The sequence below is a fragment of the Streptomyces sp. NPDC107550 genome, from assembly GCF_055639095.1.
Window position 1 is genome coordinate 35,211 of the sequence record NZ_JBVKBC010000034.1, and the last position, 19,619, is coordinate 54,829.

The window sequence follows — 19,619 nt, forward strand, 5'->3', positions numbered from 1 at the left end:
CCCGCGCCGGGTCGGTGCACGTTGTGCGTTCAGTTCAGCCCGGTGGGGCTTCTCGCGCAGTTCCCCGCGCCCCTGGCGGGGCTGAGTTGCGGGGGGTCTATGGAGCGGGGTCAATGGATTGGGGGGATGGAGGTGGTTGGGATGGCTCAGTATGTGGGGCGTGTGTCTCGTCGCCGGGTCGGCGGCAACACCCTCAGTCCGACCGGCACCGGCACCGCACTACCCGCCCTGGCCGGCATCGCCTACGGCTTCTGGACGGCCAGTACCGCCCGCGACGGCGGCGAGGTCACCGCGGGCAACATCGCCCTCGGCCTGATCTCCGGCGCCCTGCTCGCCGTACTCTGCTTCGCCGTACACCAATGGTCCGCGGCCCAGGCGGGACGCCACTTCTTCGCCCGCGCCGCCGCCTGGGGCACCCTCGCGGGCGTGAGCGTCGGCTTCCTGAACTCGCTGTCGGGCTCCGCCGTCCTCTGGGCGATCCTGCTCGGCGCGATCATCGGCGCGGCGACATTCGTAGCAACGTACTACCGGTATTACTCGGCCAGCGAGTACGTCTAGCGGCGTACGCCAGATGCGGGGCCCGGGTCGCTCCGGGGGCCGCGCCGGGGTTCGCTGGGACGGTGATCCGTCGAAGCGCCTCCGCCGTACTGCTGGTCCTCGCCTGCCTCCTCGTACCCGTGGGCACGCTCTCGACCTGGGCCGCGTACGAGATCGGCGACAGCGACCGCTACGTCGGCACGATGGCCCCGCTCGCCACCGAGCCCGCCGTGCAGAACTCCGTCGCCGACGCCGTCACCGCCGGGGTCCTCGACGGCCTCGACACCGGCCCGGCGGCGTTGCGGGGCGCCGTCGGGGAGTACCTGCACGACGCGGTGGTGTCGTTCACCGGCACGGACGCCTTCCAGGGGGCCTGGGACACCGCCAACCGCGCCGCCCACGACGCCGTGCAACGCGCCCTCGACTCCGGCAGCACCGGCCCCGTCACCCTCGACCTCGCGCCGGTCACCGCGCAGGTGCGGGAGCGGCTGCGGTCGGACGGGGTGCCGTTCGCCGGGCGCATCCCCGTCACCCACACCGAGATCACCCTGCTCTCCGCCGGTGACCTCGGGCGGCTGCGGTACCTGTTCCGGGGTCTTCAGCTCGCCGGGGCCTGGCTGCCCTGCGCGGCCCTCGCCTGCGGACTTACGGGACTGCTGCTCGCCCCGCGCCGGCGGCTCGCGCTCGCCCTGACGGCGGCGGGGGTCGCGTTCGCCGCCGCGTGCCTGCCGCTGGCGCTCACCCTCTCGCGGGCGCTGACCCTCGACGGGCTGGCCTCCGGCGCGGACCGGGCCGCCGCGGGCGCGGTGTACGACGCCCTCACCGCGTCCATGCGGACGGCCTCCTGGGTGATCGCCGGGGCGGGGGTCTTCGTCGCCCTCGTGGCGTGGGGCGCGGGGTGGTGGGGTCGCCCGTTCGGCGGCGCGCGAGGTGCCGGGGGCGGCGGGCGGGCGGAGCATTTGAGTGACGTCAGGAGGCGCCCCGATGAGCGAGAACACCCCGAACGAACCGGTCCGCGAACCGGGCCACGACCCTCGTACTCCCCCGCCCCCATGGCCCCCGGAACGGGCCGGCGACCTCCCGGGGCCGGTCCCGGGTGAGGCGCCCGCGCCGGGGGTGGCGTCGCAGACGCCGGGGACGGATGGCTGGCAGAGCTCCCGTGCGGTGACGGGGGTTCCCGGTGGGGCGGGTGAGGCGGGTCCCGATGGGCCCGGGGGGCCTGGTGGGGTCTCCGGCGGGCCTGGTGGGCCCGGTGGGGCTTCCGGTGGGTCCGGTGGGCCAGGTGCGCCTGGTGGGGGCGATGGGGGTGACGCCGGAGGGCGGCATCGGGGGGAGCCTGAGTCGGCGGACGCGTTGCGGCGGGCCGCGTGGGTCAGTGGCGGGGTCGTCTTCGCCGGAGTGCTCATGCTGGTCAGCGGGGCGCTGGGGATTCTGAACGGGATCGCCGGGATCGCCAAGGACGACGTGTACGGGCGGGTCGGCGATTACGTCTACGCGTTCGATCTCACGACCTGGGGGTGGATCCACCTTGTCATCGGGGTGCTGGTGCTCGTGACTGGGTGGGGGGTGCTCAAGGGGGCGGACTGGGCTCGGGGGGCCGGGATCGCGTTGGCGGCGCTCTACATCGTGGAGTACTTCCTCTTTCTGCCCTACGCGCCTGTCTGGTCCGTCGTCTCGATCGGCATCGGAGTCTTCGTGATCTGGGCCCTGGCCAACCCCTCAGAGCGGGGCGCGGGCATCCCGAAGTGACCGCATTGCGCAGTTCCCCGCGCCCCTAGGTAGTCGACCATCCACCGGCCGGTGGGGCGTCTCGCGCAGTTCCCCGCGCCCCTGAGGAGCGGGGCTGCGCCCCAGCTCCCCAGGGGAGGAGGTGGCGACGAAGTCGCCCCTCCAGGGGCGCGGGGAACTGCGCGACCAGCCACGACGCGACCGTCAGACGAAGAACCCACCCGCCGGGGCTGTCACCTCAGGGGCGCGGGGAACTGCGCTTGTTGTTAGTTCTTCAGGGCCGCGAGGCCATACGCCCAGAGTTGGTTTACTCGGGCTCGTTCCGTCGTGTTCGGGTAGGGGTTCGTGCAGGACGGACCCGGACCCCCGCCCGACATCAGCTCACTGCAAGGCCCGGAGTAGTGGTCCGGCAGCCCAAGGACATGCCCCGTCTCGTGCGCCGTCACCCGCGTGGAGTTGTACTGCTGGTTCTGGGCGTAGTCCAGGAAGATGTACCCCCGCCCGTGCCCGTCCGTGGACGCGTACGACCCGCGCGAGTCGTTGCCCTCGTAGTACGCGAAGTCCCCGCCGGACGAGGTGGCCTGGAGCTTGACGTTGCTGACGGAGGAGTTCCAGATGGAGGCGCTGTTCGCTATCTGCTGCCGGAAGGACGGCGCGTTGGCCGTGTTGTAGAGGACGGTGACGGTCGCCGCGCCGGGGTTCGCGGCGCGCTTCTTGGCGACGGACTTGAGGACCGCCTGGAAGAACGCCTTGTTCGCGGCGGCGTCCTCGGCGGACCCGGCGTACCCGACGGCGGCCGGCGCCGACGCGGTGGCGGGCGCGGCGGGCGCCGAGGACGCGGGCGCCGCGGCGAGCGCCGTGAGGGAGAGGCCGGCCCCGAGCGCGGCGGCGAGGGCACGGATGACTGTGGGGGGTGCTGTCATGGTCATGCAAGTGATGATGGAGGCGCGCGGGGCCCACGGGGATGATGGCGAAAGGCGATAACGCGGCGCTATCAGCGGCCAGTTGTCGCCCTGGCGGCACACCCGGCACCGTCCTACGCTCATCGTCCATGGAGCTGGAGGTGCGGCACCTGCGCGCCCTGTGCGCGATCGAGGACACCGGCAGCCTGCACAAGGCGGCCCGCCAACTGGGCTTGACGCAGCCCTCGTTGAGCACACAGCTGCGCCGGATCGAGAACACCCTCGGCGGCCCCCTGTTCACCCGCGAACGCACCGGCTGCCGCCCCACCCCCCTCGGCCGCGTCCTGCTCACCCGCGCCCGCCCCCTCGTCGACTCCCTGCGCACCCTCGTCGACGAGACCCGCGCGGCGGCCGCCGCCGAACGCACCGGCCCCCTGCGCATCGGCTCCACCGCGAGCCGCGCCCTGCCCGGCTGGCTGCGCCGCCTGCGCACGGGCCCCGCCTGCGCCGCCGGAGAACCGTCCCTGCGCATGGACGTCTCCGCCCACGCCCTGCTCCGCCTGCTCGCCGACGGCCGCCTCGACGTGGCGTTCGTGCACGAGGTGGACGGCTGCCCGCTGCGGCTGCCGCCCGGCCTCGTCACCCGCGTCCTCGTCGACCGCGAACCGCAGTTCGTCTCCCTCGCGGGCGACCATCCGGCCGCGCGCAGACCCGTCGTACGCCTCACCGACCTCGCCGGAGACCGGTGGATGGTCGACCCGACCGTGGACGGCGAATGGCACGGGCTGCTGCGCGCGCTGCGGGCCGCCGGGCTCAACCCCCGCGTCCTGCACGGCGATTACCTCACCGCCGCCTCCCTCGTCGCCACCGGCGAGGTCGTCACCCTGTGCCAGCCGACCTCGCTGGGCCGCCCCGACATGGCGATCCGGCCACTCGCCGGGGACCCGGTCGGCGTACGGCTGCTGCTCGCCGCGCGCGACGAGGACGTACTCGACGCGGTCCTGCCCGACCTGCGGGCCGCGTACGAGGAGGTCGCCCGGCAGGCCCCCGCCTACCGCGACCGGCTCGCGCGCGGCGGCGGTGGCGCGGGCGCATAGCGGCGGCCTATGAACGGTATTGGCAGATCACCCGTTGTTCGCCGGGTGTTCGCCGGGCGATGGTGGCCGCAACGATCCCACCGGCTGCGAAGGAGCAGGCCATGGCTGTGGCACCGGGCGAGACACGGTTCGACGTGGCGGGAGAACGGTTCGAGGTGGCGGACCGCCTGACGCGCAATCACATCGGCGGGAAGTGGGTCGACGCGCAGTCCGGGCAGACCCGGCCCGACATCAATCCGGCCGACTTCTCCGACGTGCTCGGGGAGTTCGCCGAATCGGGCGGCGCCGACGTGGACCTCGCCGTCGAGGAAGCGCGCCGCGCGCTCGCCGACTGGCACGGCATCGGACCCGTCGAACGCGCCGCCTTCCTGACCCGGGCACACCGCGTCCTGGAGCGCCGCGCGGAGGAAGTCGCGTACGCCATCACGCGTGAGCAGGGCAAACTGCTCGCCGAGGCGCGCGGGGAGGTGCGGCGGGCGCTCGCCGTCCTGGAGTTCACGACCGGGCAGGCGCGGCTGCTCGGCGGGGTGACCGCGCCCGCCGAGGAACGCCGTACGTTCGCCTATACGTTCCGCAAGCCGATCGGCGTCGTCGGGCTGATCGCCCCCTGGAACTTCCCGCTCGCCATCCCCATGTGGAAAGTCGCGCCCGCGCTGCTGTCCGGCTGCACCGCCGTCCTCAAGCCGTCGCCGCTCACCCCGCTGACCTCGGCGCTGCTCGTGGACGTGTTCCGCGAGGCCGGACTCCCGGACGGGGTGCTCAACCTCGTCCAGGGCGACGCCGCCGCCGGTGAGGCCCTCGTCGCCAACCCCGCCGTCGCCGGCATCAGCTTCACCGGATCGCTCGCCATCGGCACCGCCATCCACACCGGCGGCGCCCACCGGCTGCTGCGTACGCAACTCGAACTCGGCGGCAAGAACGCGGTCGTGGTCTGCGACGACGCGGATCTCGGCAAGGCCGTCGACGCGGTCGTGCACGGGGCGTTCGGGCAGGCGGGACAGCGGTGCTCGGCGACCAGCCGGGCCGTCGTGGACGTGCGGGTGCGGGAGGAGTTCCTCGACCGGCTCGTCGCGCGGGTCGGGGCGCTGCGCGTCGGGCCCGGGTTCGACCCGGCGTCCGAACTGTGTCCCGTCGTCGACACCGTCCGGCGGGACGCGGCGCTCGCGGCGGTCGCCGGGGCGCGGCGGGACGGAGGGAAAGTGCTGTGCGGGGGCGGTGCCGAGCGGCGGGCGGACCTTCCCGAAGGGGCGTATGTGCAGGCGACCGTGGTGCGGGATGTGCCGTGGGACGCGGAGCTGGCGCAGGAGGAAGTGTTCGGGCCGGTGCTCGCGGTCGTGGACGCGGACGGGTTCGAGGAGGCGATGCGGATCGCCAACTCCGTGAAGTACGGGATGTCGGGGACGGTGTTCACGGAGTCTCAGGGGCGGGTGTGGGAGGCGCTTTCGCGGTTCGAGGCGGGGATGCTTCATGTGAATCGGGCGGGGGTGGGGGCGTATGCGCATCTTCCGCATGTGGGGGACAAGGCCAGTCAGTACGGCCCGCCGGAGTGCTCCCCCGAAGTCTTCGACTTCTACACCTCCTGGCACTCAGCCTGCATCACGTACTGACAGCCCCGGCTGAATCAGCCCCGCCAGGGGCGCGGGGAACTGCGCGCCCAGCCACGACGCACCCCGCGCCCTGGGGCTCCGCCCCAGCCCCCGCTCCTCAATCGCCGGAGGGGCTTGAATTACCAGCGCTGAGACAAGCCCCCGTAAGGGGCGCGGGGAACTGCGCGACCAGCCACGACGCACCCGGCACCCTGGGGCTCCGCCCCAGCCCCCGCTCCTCAATCGCCGGAGGGGCTTGAATTACCGGCGCTGAGACAAGCCCCGTAAGGGGCGCGGGGAACTGCGCGAGAGGCGGGGAGTTGGGGGCTCCCCGCACCCATTTCTCAGGGAGCCAGCGCAGCGCGGGGGCGGCGGTTCCAGTGCGGGAGCATGACAACACCCGCCAGCGCCGCAGCCCCCGCGAAGAGCAGAAAGAGCGCCGACCCCGACAAGAACCCGGGCAGCAGCCCCCCGAGGATCGCGCCGACGGACCCGCACCCGTTCACCAGCCCCGCCGCCGTCCCCGCCCCTTCCGCCGCCCCGAAATCGACCGCGGCCACGCAGGAGATCATCGAGTCCGCCGCGTACACCGCGAGCCCGATCACCGCGAGCAGCGCGATCATCACGCCGACGCTGTCCGTCGCCGTGAGCGGCATGAACAGGCCGAGGACGACCGTCAGCAGCGCGAGGGAGACGACCGCCGCCGGCACCCGCCGGGACTGGAAGAGGCGGTCCGACATCCAGCCGACGGCGATGGGCGCGAGCACCCCGGCGGCGCCGAACGCCACCGGGATCATCGTCGCCCCCACCTTGTCCACCTGCGGCAACCGCTGGCTCACCAGCACGGGCCCCCACAGCAGAATCGCGTACCGCGCGGGCTTGAGCAGGAAGTACGCGGCGCCCAGCGTCACCACCATCGGGTCCCGCAGCGTCGCCCGGTACAGCGCGATGCTGCCCTGCGCGGCCGGCGACGACGACCCACTCCCCTCCGCATCAGGCTCCGCGTCCCGCGGCGCGTTCCGCTGGAAGAGGACGAACAGCACGAGCACCACCGCGAGCGTCGCCGACCCGCAGAAGAACGCCGCGTGCCAGCTGTCGAACACCGAGTACGCCAGCCAGCCGAGGAACGGAGGCGCCGCGAGCCCCCCGAACGCGTAATTCGTCGACCAGAAACCCAGTACCCGCCCGCGCTGCGCGACCGGGAAGAACGCGCCCATGTTCTTGCACAGCGGCGCCCACCCGGCGGACTGCGCGAGTCCCTGCACGACCATCGCCGCGCCGAACACCAGCAGCCCGGTCGTCGCCCCCATCAGCAGCCCCGCGCCGATCGCGCCGATCATGCCGCTGATGACGACGACCCGCGGCCCGAACCGGTCCGACCACGCCCCCCACACGAACTGCCCCACGGCGTACGCCGCGAGATACACGGCGTCGATCACGCCGAGCGCCCGTTCGGTCAGGGTGTGGGAGAGGACCGGGTCGTCCAGGATGCCGAGTTTGGCGACGGAGAACGCCTGCCGCACGAAGTAGAAACCGGCGTACGCGATCCAGGTGACCGCGAAGATCTGCCAGCGCAGCCGGGGGTTCACCAGATGCGGATGGACCTCGCGCTGCGCCTGTCGCGTCGTCACGGGGACGGGATCGGGGGCGGGATCGCGGGCGGGGACAGGGGCGGGGACTGCGGGTGGTTCGGTTTCGGCCATGGGTCGTCCAATCCTCGAAGGAGCGGAAGCAACGCGAAACGAACAGGCCCCGGCGCGGGCCGGGGCGGGGCGCGGGCCCTGTCAGGCGGGGAGCGGTTCGCCGGCCGCCGCGTGGCAGCCGATCCAGTACGCGTCGAAGTTCCGCAGGCGATGGCCCTGCGGCAGTGCGACGGGCCGGTTGACCAGCACCGGGACCCGCTGTTCCGTCAGGCCGCCGTGCGAGCGCAGCGGCTCGGTGAAGCCGGAGATGTCGTGCCGGGCGGGCGTCGTACCGAGCACGGTGTTGCGCTCGGCGATGACGACGAGGTCACCGATCCGGTCGCCGGGCAGCTCGAACCGCTCGCACGCCTCCTCCCGGGTCAGCACCGCGTCCACCCCGCCGAGCGCCGCCAGCCGGTGCCGCAGCGACTCCCGGTCGGCGCCCTCGGGCAGATGCACGGTCGCGTACGAGCCGAGCGCCCCGTGGTGCACGGTGTACGGGTCGGTGATCGGCAGCACGACCCGGCTCGCGCCCGCGCCCGTCCGCGCGTCGAACCAGTCGGACAGGAACACCACCCGCGCCTCGCCCTCACCGTCCGACTTGGCGTTCATGCCGTGGTCGGCGGTGACGACGAGGACCGCGCCGAGCGCGTCGATCCGCTCGAACCAGCGGTCGAGCATCGCGTAGAAGCGGTTGGCGACCGGCGAGCCCGGCGCGTGCTTGTGCTGGATGTAGTCGGTCAGCGACAGGTACATGAGGTCCGGGCGGTCCCGCTCCAGTACGTCACAGCCGGCGGCGAGGACCAGTTCGCTCAGCTCCGCGCTGTAGACCGAGGGCAGCTCGAAGCCGGTGGCCTCCAGCACCTTCTCGATGCCGTTCTCCTCCAGCGTGACCTGGTCGGCCTTCTCGGCGGAGAAGCAGATGCCGCCTTCCGCGAGCCCGCTGCCGAGCAGCCGGCGCAGCTTGTCCTTCGCCGTGATGACGGCGACCTTCGACCCGGCCTGCGAGAACGCGGCGAACAGGGTGGGAGCGCGCAGCAGTTCCGGCGCGTTCATCATGACTTCCTCGCCGGCCTCGGCGTCGTAGAAGTAGTTGCCGCAGATGCCGTGCACGGCGGGCGGCACGCCGGTGGCGATGGACAGGTTGTTGGGGTTGGTGAACGACGGCATCGTGCACGCGCCCCGCAGATCCGCGCCGCGCTCCAGCATGCCCTCGGTGAACGGCATCAGGCCGTCCGCGATGGCGCGTTCGTGGTACGCGTCCTCGCTGCCGTCGATGCAGACGACCACGACCGGACGGCCGGGGCGCGGGTAGGTGCGGCCGTTGACGGTGAGCCGGCCGTCGGCGTCGGATGCTCCCGTGGTCCCGGCGACAGGATTCATGTACGTCCACCCCTGATCGGTCGTAGGTGCGGGAGCCGTCAGGCGCCCTCGATCCCATGGGTACCACCGGCACTTCGGCCGACAGAACCTCGGACTTCGCTATGGCCGCCATAGCCCGAGCGGCCCGCGCGCACCCGCGTCAGGCCCCTGTCCGGCGGCCCGCGCGTCGGCTACGCTCGCGCACCTATGGAGCTGAACCTGCACCGCCTGTGGATCTTCCTGAAGGTGGTGGAACACCAGGGGTTCTCGGCCGCCGCGCACGAGCTGTACATGAGCCAGCCCTCGGTCTCCAACCAGGTCCGCCGGCTCGAACAGTCCCTGAAAGTGACGCTCGTCGACCGTTCCGGCGCCCGCGCCCGGCCCACCGCCGAGGGCGAGGTCCTCGCCGCGTACGCCAAGCGCGTCTTCCTTCTCGCGGACGAGGCCGTCGCCGCCGTCCAGCAGGTCTCCTCCCTCGAACACGGCCGGCTCCTCGTCGGCGGCTCCACCACCGTCGGTACGTATCTGCTGCCCGCGCTGCTCGCCCGGTTCCAGGCGCGGCACCCGGGCGTGCGGTGCGATGTGTTCGTCGGCAACAACCGGGCCGTCGCCGAACGGCTCCTCGCCGGGGACATCGGCATCGCCGTCGTCGCGGGCGGCCCCGGCACCGGCACCCAGCTCCTGGTCGAACCCGTACTCGAAGAACGCCTCGTCCTCGTCGCCCGCACCGGGCACCCGCTCGCCGCCCGCCCCGGCCCGCTCGATCCGGCGCTGCTCGCCGGGGAGTGCTTCCTCATGCGGGAGCCGGGCTCCCACACCCGCGCCGAACAGGAACGGGTCCTCCAGGCGTGGGGGCTCGACCACTCCGTGACCCGCTCCGACGTCTGGGGGCCCGAGGCCGTCAAGCAGTGCGTCGGCGCGGGCCTCGGCGTCGCCCTCATCTCCGAGCACGCGGTCGTCGACGACGTGGAACGCTCCGGCGTGCTCACCGTCCTGCCCGTCGCCCCCGAACCCGACCCGCGGCCAGTCTCCCTCGTCCGGCGCCGGGACCGGCTGCTCTCCCCGGCCGAACGCGCCTTCGTCCACCTTTTGCGCTCCCCCGACAGCATCTGGCCGCGTGAACTGGGCGCGGGGGCGGGGGAGTTGACGGAGGCCGCTGACACGGGCGAACAGACGGCCGGAACCCCGGCAGCGGGCGGCTAACCTTACGTGTCCGCCCTGGCCAGGGGTTCCAGGGACTTTCGGGGACCAACTCATGCGGAAGGTTGCGCACATGGGCATTCTGGATCGGCTGCGGGGCGCGTTCGGACGGACCCGCAAGAAGGAGAACGCGGGTACGGCCGCCCCTGCGGACCCGGACGTCTCGACGGGGACGGATACGTCGGCGGACGCGGATGCCTCGGCGGACGCGGCGGATATCGCGGGCGCGGCGGCCTCGAAGGACACGGCTGTCTCGGCGGGCGCGGCTGTCTCGGCGGGCGAGGTGAAGAGCGCGGGCACGTCCCGGGCGGCGGGCGCGGAGCCGGGTACGTCGGCTTCGGGTACGTCGGCTTCGGGTACGTCGGCTTCGGGTACGTCGGCTTCGGGTACGTCGGCTTCGGTTCCGGCGGCGCGGGAAGCGGATGCCGGGGTGACGGCGACGCCGGAACGGGCGCGGATCCCGGCCCCGGCGAAGAGTGAGGCGGACGCGCTGGTCTCGGCGGCCTTCGACCACATCACGCTCCCCCCTGCGGCCCCGAAGTCCCCCTACCCCAAGCCGACCCCCACCGCAGAGCCGGAATCCCCGGCCGAGCCTGCCGAGGAGGCGCCCACCGCAGAGGCCCCCACCGCAGAAGCGGAAACCCCGGCCGAGCCGACCGAGCAGGCCCCCACCGCAGAGCCGGAATCCCCGGCCGAGCCGGTGGAGCAGGCCCCCGCCGCAGAGCCGGAAACCCCGGCCGAGCCGATCGAGCAGGCCCCCGCCGCTGTGGGCATTCGTTCCGCAGGGCGGAACGGGTGGGCACAGCCTTCAGCGCCGGGCACCGACGAAGCGGGCGACGAGTCCGACCCCGTACAAGAAGAATCGCCCCGGCCCACCGAAAAAGCAGGCGCCGACGACACCCCCGTACAGAAAAAGACCCCCGCACTGAGCGCCGCCAAGCTCAAGAACAGGGCCCCAGAACTCGCGGACGCGTACAAGGCCGCCACCCCAGCCCTCCGCAAGAACGACCTCACCGGCACCCGAGCCACCGTCTACCTCGTACTGGACCGCTCCGGCTCCATGCGCCCGTACTACAAGGACGGTTCCGCCACCCACCTGGCCACCCGCACCCTCGCCCTCGCCGCCCACCTGGACGAGACGGCGACCGTGCACACCGTGTTCTTCTCGACGGACATCGACGCCACCGGCGACCTCACCCTCGACGCCCACGAGGGCAAGATCGACGAGTGGCACGCGGCGGCCGGCCGCATGGGCCGCACCAGCTACCACCGCGCGATCGAAGAGGTCGTCGCCCACCACGAGAAGTCCGCCGACCCCACCGCCCCCGCGCTGGTGATCTTCCAGACGGACGGCCCGCCGGACGTGCAGCGCCCGGCGAACGAGGCGCTGGCCAAGGCGGCGAGCCACCCGCTGTTCTTCCAGTTCGTGACGTTCGGCGACCCGGACGCCAAGGGCTTCGACTACCTGCGCAAGCTGTCGGCCGACAACGCCGCCGTCTTCCACGCGGGCGAGAGGCCGAAGGACCTCACCGACGCCCAGCTCTACAAGGGCCTGCTCGCGGCCTGGCGCCCGTAAGGCCGTAGCCCCGGGAGCCGGTACACCCGTAAGTCCGGGAACGGCCTCCGCCGATGCCGTCCGCGCTGTAAAACGCCGCGCGGGCGGCATCGCCATGTCGGATACGATTTCTAGATTCCTCCGGCGGCCAGGCGCCCGCGCCACCGCCCCACGTCACAACCCGGGAGCAGCCCCCGATGGCTCGACACCTCATCACCAGCGCCCTTCCGTACATCAACGGGATCAAGCACCTGGGCAACATGGTGGGGTCCATGCTCCCGGCCGACGTGTACGCCCGCTACCTGCGCCAGCGCGGCCACGAGGTGCTGTACATCTGCGCGACCGACGAGCACGGCACCCCCGCCGAGCTGGCCGCGAAGGAGCGGGGCATCCCCGTCGCCGAGTTCTGCGCGCAGGCGCACGACGCGCAGAAGGCGGTCTATGACGGGTACGCGCTCGCGTTCGACCACTTCGGCCGCTCGTCCTCCCCGCAGAACGCGGAGATCACCCAGCACTTCGCCCGCAAGCTGAACGAGAACGGCTTCATCGAGGAGCGCGCGATCCGGCAGGTGTACTCGCCCGCCGACGGCCGCTTCCTGCCCGACCGCTACGTCGAGGGCACCTGCCCGCACTGCGGCTACGACAAGGCCCGCGGCGACCAGTGCGAGAACTGCACGCGCGTCCTCGACCCCACCGACCTGATCAACCCGCGCTCCGCGATCTCCGGCTCCACCGACCTGGAGATCCGCGAGACCAAGCACCTCTTCCTGCTCCAGTCCAAGCTGCAGGGCGAGGTCGAGGCGTGGATCGACGAGGTCGCCGGCGAGTGGCCGCACCTGGCCTCCTCCATCGCCCGCAAGTGGCTGACCGAGGGCCTCAACGACCGCGCGATCACCCGCGACCTCGACTGGGGCGTCCCCGTCCCCGCGGACACCTGGCCGGAGCTGGCCGCCGAGGGCAAGGTCTTCTACGTCTGGTTCGACGCGCCGATCGAGTACATCGGCTCGACGAAGGAGTGGGCGGACCAGGACCCGGACAACCGCGACTGGAAGTCCTGGTGGTACGAGCCCGCCGGCGCCTCCGACGTGCGCTACACGGAGTTCATGGCGAAGGACAACGTGCCGTTCCACTCCGTCATGTTCCCGGCGACGGAGATGGGCGTCCGCGAGCCGTGGAAGAAGGTCGACTATCTGAAGGCCTTCAACTGGCTGACGTACTACGGCGGCAAGTTCTCCACCTCGCAGAAGCGCGGCGTCTTCACCGACCAGGCCCTGGAGATCCTGCCCGCCGACTACTGGCGCTACTTCCTCATCGCCAACGCTCCCGAGTCCGACGACTCCTCCTTCACCTGGGAGCACTTCACGGCGACGGTCAACAAGGACCTGGCCGACACCCTCGGCAACTTCGTCAACCGCGTCCTGTCCTTCTCCAAGAAGCGCTTCGGCGAGGAGGTCCCGGCGGGCTCCGCGCCCGGCGAGGCCGAGCAGAAGCTGGGCGCCGAGATCTCCCGTCTCCTCGCCGAGTACGAGGAGCAGATGGAGGCCCTCCAGTTCCGCAAGGCCGCCGCCGCGCTGCGCGCCCTGTGGTCCGCGGGCAACTCCTACCTGGAGGAGAAGGCGCCCTGGCTGGAGATCAAGACCGACAAGGAGGGCGCGGCCCTCACCCTGCGCACGGCGATGAACCTCATCCACCTGTACGCGGTGGTCTCCGAGCCCTTCATCCCGTCCTCCGCCGCCGCGATGCGCGCCGCGTTCGCCCTGCCGGGTGACGAGGGCCGCACCTGGTACACGGCCGACGAGGCGAAGACCCTCACCACGGTCCCCGCCGGCACCGCCTTCACGGTCCCGCCGGTCCTCTTCGCCAAGATCACCGACGAGGACCTGGAGTCCTACAAGGAGCGCTTCGGCGGCGAGCCGCCCGCGTAACCCCCGCACCGCGAGGAAGGGCCCGGAACCACCTGGTTCCGGGCCCTTCCCGCACGCTCAGCGCGCCCACTCCTTGAGCGGCTCGGTGTCCAGCTCGAAGCCGACCGGCTCCGGCAGCGTCACCGCCTTACCGAACGGCACGGTCACCACGCACTCGTACCGCACCCCGTCGGGCCGCGAGTGGACCTTCACCTCACAGGTGTCCCGGTCGATCAGCAGATACACGGGGATCTCGGACTCGGCGTACGCGCGGGGCTTGTCCTCGCGGTCCCGGCGGTTGGTGTCCCCGTCCCGCGAGGTCACCTCGACGACCATGAGCACACCGTCGGTCGAGGCCCATTCGCCCTGGCCCGCGAAGGTGCCACTGCGGGCGAGCGAACCGTCCGGCCGGGCATTGCCCTTACGGTAGGTCTCCACGCGCAGACCCCGCTCCGGGTACAGCCACCAGCCACTGTCGGCTTGGACGCACAGCCGTGCCAGCCACTCGATGATCGTGTCGTGATCGCCGTCCGGCATTCCCTTGACCCCCAGTTTTCCCCCGATGAACTCCATCCGCAGCGCCTCGTTCATGCGTATGGCGTGGCGGTCCAAGTCCTCGAAGTCCTCCTGGCTCAGCATCACAGCGGGCCGCTCCTCTACGAGACTCATGACGGACTCCCCCTTCGTCGCCGCGGGCCGGGTTCTGCTTCTTACGGTACGGGCCGGCACTGACAACGGCTCGGTGTTCGCCCTCGCCTCACCCGTCCGTGCCCCCGGAACGGCGCTGGGCCCGGGGTCGTGAATGACCCCGGGCCCAGTGGTGCGCGCTTCGCGCGGGTGTTACTTCTTCTCGACCGGCTTGCGGAGCTGGATGTTCAGTTCGCGCAGGCGGGACTCGTCCAGCTCGGTGGGGGCGCCCATCATCAGGTCCTGGGCGTTGCCGTTGAGGGGGAACGCGATGGTCTCCCGGATGTTCGGCTCGTCCGCGAGGAGCATGACGATGCGGTCGACGCCCGGGGCGATCCCGCCGTGCGGCGGGGCGCCGAAGCGGAACGCGCGGAGCATGCCCGCGAACTCGTGCTCGACGGTGTCCCGGTCGTAGCCCGCGATCTCGAACGCCTTGAGCATGATCTCGGGCTCGTGGTTGCGGATCGCGCCGGAGGACAGCTCCACGCCGTTGCAGACGATGTCGTACTGCCAGGCCAGAATGGAGAGCGGGTCCTTCTCCTCCAGGTCCTTCATGCCGCCCTGCGGCATCGAGAACGGGTTGTGGGAGAAGTCGATCTTGCCGGTCTCCTCGTCCTTCTCGTACATCGGGAAGTCGACGATCCAGCAGAAGCGGAAGACGCCCTCCTCGAAGTGGCCGGCGCGCTTGGCGGCCTCGACGCGGACCGCGCCCATGATCTTGGAGACCTCGTCGAACTCGCCCGCGCCGAAGAACACCGCGTGGCCCGCGACCAGGCCGAGGCGCTCGGTGAGGACCTTCGCGTTCTCCTCGGTGAGGAACTTGGCGATCGGGCCCTGGAAGGAACCGTCCTCGCCGACGCGGATCCAGGCGAGGCCCTTCGCGCCCTGCTCGACCGCGTAGTCACCGAGGCCGTCGAAGAACTTGCGGGACTGGGACGCCGTGTCCGGCACGGGCAGCGCGCGCACGTGCTTGCCGGCGAACGCCTTGAACTCCGAGTTCTCGAACACGTCGGTGATGTCGACGAGCTCCAGCTTGGCGCGCAGGTCCGGCTTGTCGTTGCCGTACTTCAGCATCGACTCGCGGAACGGGATGCGCGGGAACGGGCTCGTGACCTCGCGGCCGCCGCCGAACTCCGTGAACAGCTCCGTCATCAGCTTCTCGATGGGCCGGAAGACGTCTTCCTGCTCCACGAAGCTCATCTCGATGTCGAGCTGGTAGAACTCGCCCGGCGAGCGGTCCGCGCGGGCGTCCTCGTCGCGGAAGCAGGGCGCGATCTGGAAGTAGCGGTCGAAGCCCGAGATCATCAGCAGCTGCTTGAACTGCTGCGGGGCCTGCGGCAGCGCGTAGAACTTGCCCGGGTTCAGGCGGGAGGGGACGACGAAGTCACGGGCGCCCTCGGGGGAGGTCGCGGTGAGGATCGGCGTCGCCATCTCGTTGAAGCCGAGGGCGACCATCTTCGAGCGGATCGAGGCGATCACGGCGCTGCGCAGCATGATGTTGCGGTGCATGCGCTCGCGGCGCAGGTCCAGGAAGCGGTACTCCAGGCGACGCTCCTCGCCGACCCCGTCGTCCTGGTTGATCTGGAACGGGAGCTGCTGGGCGGCGCCGAGCACCTCGACCTCGCCGGCCTCGATCTCGATCTCGCCGGTGGGCAGCTCCGGGTTGACGTTGTCGGCGCCGCGGGAGACGACCTTGCCGTCGACGCGGACGACGGTCTCCTTGGTCAGCTTGTCGAGGACCTCGGCGGCCTTCGTGCCGGGGCGGGCGACGAGCTGCGTGATGCCGTAGTGGTCCCGCAGATCGATGAAGAGGATGCCGCCCAGGTCTCGGCGATTGTGCAGCCAGCCGCTCAGCCGGACGTCGGAGCCGACGTCAGAGGCGCGGAGCTCGCCGCAGGTGTGGGACCTGTACCGGTGCATCGTCGTTCATCCAGCCTTCGCGCTCGGGGTACCCCGGGAGACAACCGGGGATCCCGACAAGGGTACCGGTGGCAGGGCACCGCCCGTCTCTGGTGGCCGTGAGCGATCACCTCTTCTTACAGTGGGGCCATGCGTACTGATGAGCCCCATGCGTGCTGGTGAGCCCCTCCCGCCGGTGGAGGACGTCCTCGCCGCACTCGCCACCGGCCTGTGGCGGTGGGACAACCGGGCGGGCCTCGTCACCTTCGACGCGGAGGCCGCCCGGCTCATCGGCCTGCCCTCGCCCGACGGGCGCCCCATCACCCTGTCGGAGGCAGGCGCCCGCTCCCGGTTCCACCCGGTCGACTGGAACGAGATCGACGGCATCGTCCGCCTCGCCGTCGCCGAGGGCACCCTCGCCGAGGCCCGACTGCGCATCATGGACGAGCAGGGCCATGTCCTGCGGACCGTACGCAGCCGCTCCAAGCCCCTGGTCAACGGGGACTCGCTGGACGCCTACGAACTGATCGGCACCATCCAGGAGGTCTCCGAGCCGCCCCCGGGCGCCGCCTCCAGGACCCCGGTCACCGGCGACTGGCGGCGCTCGCGCGAGGCGTTCCTGCTGGACGCGGGCCGCGCGCTCGCCGAGGCGGGTTCGACGGCGGAGGTGCTGCGGGTCGCCGCCGGCCTGTCGATGCCGGGGTTCACGCCGAGCGGCCTCGCCGTGTTCGGGGTCTCCGGCGACCGGCTCACCGTCATCGGCCACCACGGGCAGCAGGCCGGCGACGAGGGCCCCTTCACCGACATGGACCTGGCGACCGACTACCCGGCGGCGGACGTCTGCCGCTCGGGGCGCGCGGTGTACCTGTCGTCGCCGCAGGAGTACCGGCGCCGCTACCCGGCCGCCTGGCCGCTCGCCGCCCGCTTCGACCGGCAGTCCTGGGCGTTTCTGCCGCTGATCGTCGCCGGGCGCACGATCGGCGCGTGGATGGCGGGCTTCGACTACCCGGTGACGTTCACGCCCGACGAGCGGTCCGTGCTGACGACGGTCGCGCGGATGCTGGCGCAGGCGCTGTCGCGGGCCGGGGTCGCCGAGTCGGAGCGGGAGCTGACCGACGGGCTCCAGAAGTCGATGCTGCCCACGCTCGGCCCGCGCCTGCCCGGCATGGACGTCGCCGCCCGCTATGTGCCGACCGGCGGCGGCCTCCAGGTCGGCGGCGACTGGTACGACATGATCCCGCTGCCCGGCGCGGGCAAGGTCGCCCTCGTCATCGGTGACGTACAGGGCCATGACGTACGGGCGGCGGGCCTGATGGGGCAGCTCAGGATCGCGCTGCGCGCCTACGCCTCCGAGGGGCACCGCCCCGACGCGGTCCTCTCCCGCGCCTCCCGCTTCCTCAACGGCATCAGCGACGGCTCCGGGGCCGACACCCGCTTCGCCACCTGCCTGTACGTGGAGGCCGACCCGGCGACCGGCGTCCTTGAGCTGGCCCGCGCCGGGCACCCGGACCCCGCGATACGCATGGCGGACGGCACGGTCATGATGCGGCCCACGGCGGGCGGCCTGCCCCTCGGCATCGACCCGGACGCCGACTACCCGACGACGCGGCTGCTGCTCGGGCCCGGCGAGACGCTGCTGCTGTGCACGGACGGCCTGATCGAGACGGGCGGCCACGACCTGGACTCGGGCTGGGCCCGTATCCGTACGGCTTTGGAGAACGGGCCGGCGGGCGAGCTTGAGGAGCTGGCCGACGCGCTCGTGCAGGCCGTCCACGGCCCCTCCTCGCACCACACGACCGGGCCGCTCGCCGACCGCCGCGAGGACGACATCGCGCTTCTGCTGCTGCGCCGCTCGGCCGTGCCCGCGCTGCCGCCCGCCGCGCGCCGCACCGCGATGACCATCGCGCAGGCCGAGCCCGAGCGGATCGCGGCGGCCCGGCAGCAGGTGCGGGAGCTGCTGCACGACTGGGCGGACGACGACCAGGTCGACTCGGCGGTCCTGCTCGTCTCCGAGATGGCGACGAACGTCCTCGTGCACACCGACGGCGACGCCCTGCTGATCGCGGAGGTGACCTGCGCCCCCGGCGGCGGACCGCGCCGGCTGCGGGTGGAGGTCGCGGACGCCTCCGACGACCTGCCGCACCGGCGCAGGCCCGGCGAGCTGGCGTCGTCCGGGCGCGGCCTGGTCCTGATGGAGCTGCTGGCCGAGAACTGGGGCGTCGACCCGAGGGGCGAGGGCAAGAGCATCTGGTTCGAGCTGTACGAGGGTGCCGGCGGCGGCGAGGACGCGGGCGGCGGCGCTCAGGGCGCGGGCGGCGGCGCTTAGGGACTGTGGGGGCTCACCCGGCGGCGGGCGGCGTTGTTTCACGTGAAACGGCGTCGGCGCTCCCGTACCGCCCGCGCAGTTCGCTGACGATGCCGAAGGCCGCGGCCGTCAGCGGCACCGCGAGCAGCATGCCGAGGATGCCGGCGACGGACGCGCCGGCCGTGATGGCGAGCAGCACCACCGCCGGATGCATCTGCACGGTCCGCGACTGGATGAGCGGCTGGAGCACATGCCCCTCCAGGACCTGCACCGCGAGGACGACCCCGAGCGCCCACACGGCGATCACGAACCCCCGGTCGGCGAGCGCGACCAGGATGGAGACCGCGCCGGAGATGAACGCCCCGAGGTAGGGGATGTAGGCGCCGACGAAGACGAGCGCGGCGAGCCCGACCGCGCCGGGGACGCGCAGCACGAGCAGGCCGATGCCGATGCAGGTCGCGTCGATGAGGGCGATGAGGGTCGTGCCGCGCATGAACCCGGAGACCGCGGCGAACGCGCGGCGCGTGATCGCCTCCAGGGCCTCGCCGCCGGGACCGGGCGCGGCCTGGCGCAGCGCGATGCGGAAGCGCGGGGCGTCGCGCAGGAAGAAGAAGCAGAGGAGCAGCGCGAGGACGGCCATGGCGCCGATCTCGCCGACGACACCGATGCCGCTGAGGACGCCGGACGCGGCGTCGCTGCCGTACTTCTTCAGCAGTTCCTGCGCGTTGGAGGCGAGGTGGTCGACGTCGAGGGCGCCGGTGCCGAAGCGGTCGGAGAGGTCCTGCGCGGCCTGTTTGACGGAGGCGACGATCTGGTCGCCGGTGTCGATGAGGGCCTTGACGACGATGTATCCGGCGCCGCCGACGACGACGAGGATCAGCGCGCAGGTCAGCCCGGCGGCGAGCGACTGCTGCACCTTGGCGCGGCGCAGCGCGAGATAGACGGGCCGCAGCAGGGCGGTGCCGAGCAGGGCGAGCAGGACGGGGACGACGGCGGTGCGCAGTTCGACGCAGAGCCGGATGCCGACCCAGGCGACCCCGGCGACGAGCAGGGCGACGGCGCACCAGGCGGCGACGCGGCGGGCGGTCACGGGCAGGAGGGCTCGGGCTGTCTGCACTCCCTCACCGCATCACGGGCGCGTGGCCCCGACCTTCCGGGCGGGGCCACGCGGGTGA

The 19,619-nt window shown here is 72.1% G+C and carries 15 protein-coding genes; 9 read left to right on the forward strand and 6 right to left on the reverse strand.

The window, feature by feature from the left end:
• The first annotated feature begins 141 nt into the window (after positions 1 to 141).
• The 3 genes from ACZ7LY_RS29740 to ACZ7LY_RS29750 all read left to right on the forward strand — a co-directional run bounded on the left by ACZ7LY_RS29740 (position 142) and on the right by ACZ7LY_RS29750 (position 2,286).
• On the forward strand, positions 142 to 558 hold the full coding sequence (locus ACZ7LY_RS29740) for a hypothetical protein (protein ID WP_471627843.1): 417 nt from the start codon (positions 142 to 144) through the stop codon (positions 556 to 558).
• A 62-nt stretch (positions 559 to 620) separates the two neighbouring features.
• On the forward strand, positions 621 to 1,637 hold the full coding sequence (locus ACZ7LY_RS29745) for a hypothetical protein (protein WP_471627844.1): 1,017 nt from the start codon (positions 621 to 623) through the stop codon (positions 1,635 to 1,637).
• Between the two features lie 253 nt (positions 1,638 to 1,890).
• Positions 1,891 to 2,286, forward strand: coding sequence for a DUF7144 family membrane protein (locus ACZ7LY_RS29750; RefSeq protein ID WP_471627845.1), 396 nt, complete (start codon positions 1,891 to 1,893; stop codon positions 2,284 to 2,286).
• A gap of 245 nt (positions 2,287 to 2,531) precedes the next feature.
• On the opposite strand, the gene snpA is transcribed toward ACZ7LY_RS29750, so the two are convergent.
• A complete protein-coding gene (gene snpA, locus ACZ7LY_RS29755) occupies positions 2,532 to 3,188 on the reverse strand; it encodes a snapalysin (protein ID WP_471627875.1) in 657 nt (218 codons plus the stop codon).
• Positions 3,189 to 3,316: 128 nt separating this feature from the next.
• Here snpA and ACZ7LY_RS29760 point away from each other — a divergent pair, with 128 nt between their 5' ends.
• Positions 3,317 to 4,264, forward strand: a complete 948-nt coding sequence (locus tag ACZ7LY_RS29760; RefSeq protein ID WP_471627846.1) for a LysR family transcriptional regulator — start codon at positions 3,317 to 3,319, stop codon at positions 4,262 to 4,264.
• A 101-nt stretch (positions 4,265 to 4,365) separates the two neighbouring features.
• On the forward strand, positions 4,366 to 5,871 hold the full coding sequence (locus tag ACZ7LY_RS29765) for an aldehyde dehydrogenase family protein (RefSeq protein WP_471627847.1): 1,506 nt from the start codon (positions 4,366 to 4,368) through the stop codon (positions 5,869 to 5,871).
• Between the two features lie 323 nt (positions 5,872 to 6,194).
• Here the strand turns inward: ACZ7LY_RS29765 and ACZ7LY_RS29770 are convergent, their stop codons facing one another.
• A complete protein-coding gene (locus tag ACZ7LY_RS29770) occupies positions 6,195 to 7,481 on the reverse strand; it encodes an MFS transporter (RefSeq protein WP_471627848.1) in 1,287 nt (428 codons plus the stop codon).
• 153 nt (positions 7,482 to 7,634) lie between these two features.
• A complete protein-coding gene (phnA, locus tag ACZ7LY_RS29775; RefSeq protein WP_471627849.1) occupies positions 7,635 to 8,915 on the reverse strand; it encodes a phosphonoacetate hydrolase in 1,281 nt (426 codons plus the stop codon).
• Between the two features lie 186 nt (positions 8,916 to 9,101).
• On the opposite strand from phnA, the gene ACZ7LY_RS29780 reads away from it, so the two are divergent.
• From ACZ7LY_RS29780 to metG, 3 genes are all read left to right on the forward strand, one after another.
• Positions 9,102 to 10,097: a LysR family transcriptional regulator gene (locus ACZ7LY_RS29780; protein WP_471627850.1), complete on the forward strand. Its 996-nt coding sequence runs from the start codon at positions 9,102 to 9,104 to the stop codon at positions 10,095 to 10,097.
• A gap of 70 nt (positions 10,098 to 10,167) precedes the next feature.
• The gene (locus ACZ7LY_RS29785) at positions 10,168 to 11,670 is read left to right on the forward strand and encodes a VWA domain-containing protein (protein ID WP_471627851.1); all 1,503 of its coding nucleotides are present in this window, start codon (positions 10,168 to 10,170) and stop codon (positions 11,668 to 11,670) included.
• Positions 11,671 to 11,846: 176 nt separating this feature from the next.
• Entirely contained in the window at positions 11,847 to 13,574 is a 1,728-nt protein-coding gene (metG, locus tag ACZ7LY_RS29790; protein ID WP_471627852.1) for a methionine--tRNA ligase, read from the forward strand.
• A gap of 57 nt (positions 13,575 to 13,631) precedes the next feature.
• Here the strand turns inward: metG and ACZ7LY_RS29795 are convergent, their stop codons facing one another.
• Complete coding sequence (locus tag ACZ7LY_RS29795; protein ID WP_471627853.1) at positions 13,632 to 14,222, reverse strand: Uma2 family endonuclease; 591 nt, start codon at positions 14,220 to 14,222, stop codon at positions 13,632 to 13,634.
• Between the two features lie 171 nt (positions 14,223 to 14,393).
• Positions 14,394 to 16,160: an aspartate--tRNA ligase gene (aspS, locus tag ACZ7LY_RS29800; protein WP_471627854.1), complete on the reverse strand. Its 1,767-nt coding sequence runs from the start codon at positions 16,158 to 16,160 to the stop codon at positions 14,394 to 14,396.
• A gap of 148 nt (positions 16,161 to 16,308) precedes the next feature.
• Here aspS and ACZ7LY_RS29805 point away from each other — a divergent pair, with 148 nt between their 5' ends.
• Positions 16,309 to 18,465 carry an ATP-binding SpoIIE family protein phosphatase gene (locus ACZ7LY_RS29805; RefSeq protein WP_471627855.1) on the forward strand — a complete coding sequence of 719 codons (2,157 nt, stop codon included), beginning with the start codon at positions 16,309 to 16,311 and terminating at the stop codon, positions 18,463 to 18,465.
• 13 nt (positions 18,466 to 18,478) lie between these two features.
• Here ACZ7LY_RS29805 and ACZ7LY_RS29810 read toward each other — a convergent pair whose 3' ends face one another.
• Complete coding sequence (locus ACZ7LY_RS29810) at positions 18,479 to 19,561, reverse strand: AI-2E family transporter (RefSeq protein ID WP_471627856.1); 1,083 nt, start codon at positions 19,559 to 19,561, stop codon at positions 18,479 to 18,481.
• Positions 19,562 to 19,619 lie beyond the last annotated feature (58 nt).